This window comes from Streptomyces sp., from assembly GCF_031178505.1.
GTDB lineage: Bacteria > Actinomycetota > Actinomycetes > Streptomycetales > Streptomycetaceae > Streptomyces > Streptomyces gulbargensis.
In genome coordinates this window covers 1-5,151 of sequence record NZ_JAPSIW010000520.1, presented here as the reverse complement: position 1 = coordinate 5,151, position 5,151 = coordinate 1, and the positions used below count along the sequence as shown (strand labels likewise).

Here is a 5,151-nt window from a genome sequence, read left to right as displayed (position 1 = left end):
TCCTGATTGGTCATCTGGAAGCAGCCGTCGCCGTCGATCGCCCAGACCGTGCGCTCGGGCATGCCGGCCTTGGCGCCCATGGCGGCGGGGACCGCGTAGCCCATGGTTCCGGCGCCGCCGGAGTTGAGCCAGGTGGCGGGCTGCTCGTAGTCGATGAAGTGGGCGGCCCACATCTGGTGCTGGCCGACGCCGGCGGCGAAGATCGTGCCCTCGGGGGCGAGCCTGCCGATGCGCTGGATGACCTGCTGCGGGGAGAGGCTGCCGTCCTCCGGCAGGTCGTAGCCGAGCGGGTACGTCTCGCGCCAGCGGTTGAGGTCGCTCCACCAGGCGGTGTAGTCGCCCTTGTTGCCCTCGCTGTACTCGGCCTGGACGGCCTGGACCAGGTCCGCGATGACCTCGCGGGCGTCACCGACGATCGGGACGTCGGCGACGCGGTTCTTGCCGATCTCGGCCGGGTCGATGTCCGCGTGGACGATCTTGGCGTACGGGGCGAAGCTGTCGAGCTTGCCGGTGACGCGGTCGTCGAAGCGGGCGCCGAGGGCGACGATCAGATCGGCCTTCTGGAGCGCGGTGACGGCCGTGACCGCGCCGTGCATGCCGGGCATGCCGACGTGCAGCGGGTGGCTGTCGGGGAAGGCGCCGAGGGCCATCAGGGTGGTGGTGACGGGGGCGCCGGTCAGCTCGGCCAGGACCTTCAGCTCGGCGGTGGCACCGGACTTGATCACGCCGCCGCCGACGTAGAGGACGGGCCGCCTGGCGGCGGTGATCAGCTTGGCGGCCTCGCGGATCTGCTTGGCGTGCGGCTTGGTCACCGGGCGGTAGCCCGGCAGGTCGGTCTGCGGCGGCCAGCTGAACGTGGTCTTCGCCTGGAGGGCGTCCTTGGCGATGTCGACCAGGACCGGTCCGGGGCGGCCGGTGGAGGCGATGTGGAAGGCCTCGGCGATGGTCCGCGGGATGTCCTCGGCCTTGGTGACCAGGAAGTTGTGCTTGGTGATCGGCATGGTGATGCCGCAGATGTCCGCCTCCTGGAAGGCGTCCGTGCCGATGGCCTTGGAGGCGACCTGGCCGGTGATCGCCACCAGCGGGACGGAGTCCATGTGGGCGTCGGCGATGGGCGTGACCAGGTTGGTCGCGCCGGGGCCGGAGGTCGCCATGCAGACGCCGACCTTGCCGGTGGCCTGGGCGTAGCCGGTGGCCGCGTGGCCGGCGCCCTGCTCGTGGCGGACCAGGATGTGGCGCACCCGCTGCGAGTCCATCATCGGGTCGTAGGCCGGAAGGATCGCGCCGCCGGGGATGCCGAAGACGGTGTCGGCGCCCACTTCCTCGAGAGAACGGATGAGGGACTGCGCACCCGTGACGTGCTCGACGGTGGAGGCGGTCTGGCCGCCGCTACGGGGCCGCGGCTGCGGATGGTGCCCGGTGGCCTGCTCGGTCATCAGCATCTCTTCTCGAAGCAGAGGGTTTGTGCGAGGTGTTTTGCGGGGTTTCGCGTCGACTTCGGCGTGAGCCGGTGCAACAAAAAACCCCTCGTGCCGGGAGGCAAGCGAGGGGAGCGCGTCGGGTGCGTTTCAGGCGGGCCTTTGTCCGGGCCTGCCTCAGCCGACGCGCTGTCCAAGTACGAGAATTCGGGTGCGCATGGCACTGACCCTCCCGCTCACCCCTCACCACTGTCAAGTGGGTGGGACAGGCGTCTCATTATTTGAGCGGATCGGGGGACGGTTTCCGACAGGAACGGTGACCGTCCCGGGCAGCGGGTACTCCCCCCTGACGAGTGCCCGGCGCAGCCGGTACTCGTCCAGCGGGCCCGCGAAGGCCATGCCCTGCGCATGGGTGCAGCCCATGGCACGCAGGGCCAGGACCTGCTCCGGTACGTCGACGCCCTCGGCGACGGTCTGGAGCCCGAGGTCGCGGGCGATGCGGAGCACCCCGCTGGTGATCTTGCGCAGCCGGGCGGACTCGACCACGCCCTCGACGAGGCTCCGGTCCAGCTTCAGTATGTCGACGGGAAGCCTGCGGAGGGCGTTGATCGCCACATGTCCGCTGCCGAATCCGTCGAGCGCGATCCGCACACCGAGGCGGCGCAGGGTGACGAGCCGCTGTTCCAGCTCGTCGAGCGGGACGCCGGGGTCGCTGTTGTCCAGTTCGATGATCAGCGAACCGGAGGGCAGGCCGTGCCGGGTGAGCAGCGACTCGACGGACCCCAGGGGCAGCGAGCGGTCGAGGAGGCGGCTCGCGGAGAGCCGGATGGAGACGGGCGCACGGTGGCCGATTCCCGCCCGTTCGGCGGCCTGCTCCACGGCCTCCTCGAGGAGCCAGCGGCCGAGCTCGGCGGTGCGCGCGCCGTCGTCGGTGACCCGGAGGTACTCGGCGGGCGTGAAGAGGATGCCCTGGGAGGAGCGCCATCGGGCCTGGGCGCTCACGGCGGAGACCCGGCCGGTGGTGAGGTCCACGACCGGCTGGTGGAGCAGCGCGAACTCGCCGTCGTCGAGCGCGGTGCGCAGCCGGGCGGCCAGTTCCGACCTGCGGACGACCTCGGCCTGCATGTGCGGCCGGTACAGCTCCACGCGGTCCTTGCCGCCGGCCTTGGCGCGGTACATGGCGAGGTCGGCGTTGCGCAGGAGGTCCCCGGCGCTCAGGCCGGGCTCGGCGAAGGCGACGCCGATGGAGGCGGCGACCCGCACCTCGTCGCCGCTGTCGACGCGGTACGGCTGGGAGAGGGTGAGCCGGAGCCGGTCGGCGATCTCGTGGACCTGGCTCTCGCGGGCGTCCCGGTCGCGGGTGCCGTCGCCGAGGATGAGGGCGGCGAACTCGTCGCCGCCGAGGCGGGCGGCGGTGTCCCCGGCCCGTACGGACTCCTGGAGGCGGCGGGCGGCCTGCACGAGGAGGTCGTCGCCGGCCTGGTGGCCGAGGCGGTCGTTGACCGCCTTGAAGCCGTCGAGGTCGATGAAGAGGACGGCGGTGCCGGGGTCGGAGGAGCGGCGGCCGCCGAGTGCCTGCCGGACCCGCCGGGTGAACAGGGCGCGGTTGGGCAGGTCGGTGAGCGGGTCGTGCTCGGCGTTGTGCTGCAACTGGGCCTGGAGCCGGACGCGTTCGGTGACGTCCCGGCTGTTGAAGAGCAGACCGCCGGAGTGGCGGTTGACGGTGGACTCGACGTTGAGCCAGTCGCCGCGGCCGGAACGGAAGCGGCACTCGATCCGGGTGGTGGGCTCCTCCGCCGGGGAGGCGGCGAGGAAGCGCCGCACCTCGTGGACGACGCCGCCGAGATCCTCGGGATGGATGAGCGCGGCGAGTTCGGTGCCGATGAGCTCCTCGGCGTCCCGCCCGTACACCCCGGAGGCGGCCGGACTGACGTAGCGGAGGATGCCGCTCGGGGCGGCGATCATGATGACGTCGCTGGAGCCCTGCACGAGGGACCGGAAGTGGTTCTCCTTGTGGGCCAGCTCCTGGGTGAGGGCGATGTTGTCGAGGAGCATGATGCCCTGCCGTACGACGAGGGCCAGCACGACGGTGCAGCCGGTGAGGACGACGACGCGGTCCACCCGTCGTCCTTCGACCACGTTGTACAGGATGCCGAGGGTGCAGACGGCGGCGGCGAGGTACGGGGTGAGGGCGGCGAGCGAGCCCGCGACGGGCCGGCTCTGGAGCCGCTGGCCGCGCGCGGCGGCCCCGCCGTCCGGATGGCGGCGCACCCCCCAGGGGGCGTAGGCGAGCAGCAGGGAGCCGGCGAACCAGCCGGCGTCGAGCAGCTGGCCCGAGGCGTAGCTCTCGCGGAGCAGGGGCGAGGTGAACATCGCGTCGCACAGGACGGTCAGCGCGAGGGCCGCGATGGCCGTGTTGGTCGCCGAGCGGTTCGCCGGCGAGCGTCGGAAGTGCAGGGCCAGGACCATGCTGACGAGGGCGATGTCGAGCAGCGGGTACGCCAGGGACAGTGCGGCCTGCCACACCGGCTCGCCCTGGAAGTGGGCCGTGTGCGCGAGGGCGAGGCTCCAGGAGAGGGTCAGGAGCGAGCCGCCGATGAGCCAGGCGTCGAGCCCGAGGCAGACCCAGCCGGCCCGGGTGACGGGCTTCTTGGCGAGGACGAGGAGGCCCACGATGGCGGGTGGCGCGAAGAGCAGGAAGAAGAGGTCGGCGACGGAGGACTCGGGGACCTCCTGGCCGAGGACGACCTCGTACCACCCCCAGACGGCGTTGCCGGAGGCGGCCATGAGGGAGGAGAAGGCGAAGAGGAGCCAGGCGGGGCGGGAGCCGCCGCGGTGGCCGCGGGCGTAGAGGAAGCAGGAGACGGCGGCGACGAGCGCGGCGGCGCTCAGGCCGAAGTCCCCCATGATGTACGCGAGTCGGCGCGAGCCCCAGCCGAGTGCGGCGCCGGTGGTGTAGGCGGCGCACACGAGGCCGAGGGTGACCTGGGCGACGAGCCCGCCCGTCACCGGGCGGCCCGGCTCGGGGTGCCCCGCGCCCGGCAGGGGGCGCCACGGGCCGGACCGCGCGTGCGCGGGCGCCGGCCCCGGGCGGGGAGGCCCTGGGCGCGCGCGGCCGCCCCGGGGAAGGTGCCTGTGGTCCGGCGGGGCGGTTCCGGCTTCCCCGTGCGCCGGGCGGCCCGGGCCGTGGTCACCACCGGCCGCCCCGCGCCCGACGAGCGCCCCGGGCGCGCTCACCGCGGCCTCCGGCACCCGTGCGCCGCGCCCGGACCGGTGATGCGGGTACACGGGCGGCTCGTCACCACCACCGGGAGCGTGGCCGCCGGCGCGGTGGGGCGCGCCGCCCGGCCCCGGTACGACATCGGCACGACGGGGCGGGTCCGGTTCCGGTGCGGCACCGGTACGGCGAGACGCGTCCGGCCCCGGTGCGGCACCGGCCCCGGCGTCCCGCGCCGGGCCGGAGGCACCGCCGGGCGGTGGCCGCAGGGCCGGCCCGGGCACCGGCACGAGGTCCGTGCCGGGTCCAGGGCCCGGAGCCGCCTCGAGGGCCGGCCGGATCCCTCCGGTGCGTGCTCCGAGGCCGCGTTCCGGGTGCGGCTCCGCGGCTCGCCCGGGGTCTGCCCCAGGGGCCGCGCCGGCGGTCGGTCCGGCGGGCGGGAGAACGGGAGCCGCGGTGCCGGTGGCGGGACCGGCGGCGAAGGGCGGCGTCCCGGGGAGGAGTTCCCCGGGGTGG

Annotated in this window: 2 protein-coding genes; both read right to left on the bottom strand. The window is 73.8% G+C overall.

The genetic code is table 11. From position 1 onward, the window contains the following. On the bottom strand, positions 1-1,442 hold a 1,442-nt coding region (locus RIF68_RS26760), incomplete at its 3' end, for an acetolactate synthase large subunit (RefSeq protein WP_309053864.1). A gap of 228 nt (positions 1,443-1,670) precedes the next feature. Continuing rightward, a complete protein-coding gene (locus RIF68_RS26755; RefSeq protein WP_309053863.1) occupies positions 1,671-4,427 on the bottom strand; it encodes an EAL domain-containing protein in 2,757 nt (918 codons plus the stop codon). Positions 4,428-5,151 lie beyond the last annotated feature (724 nt).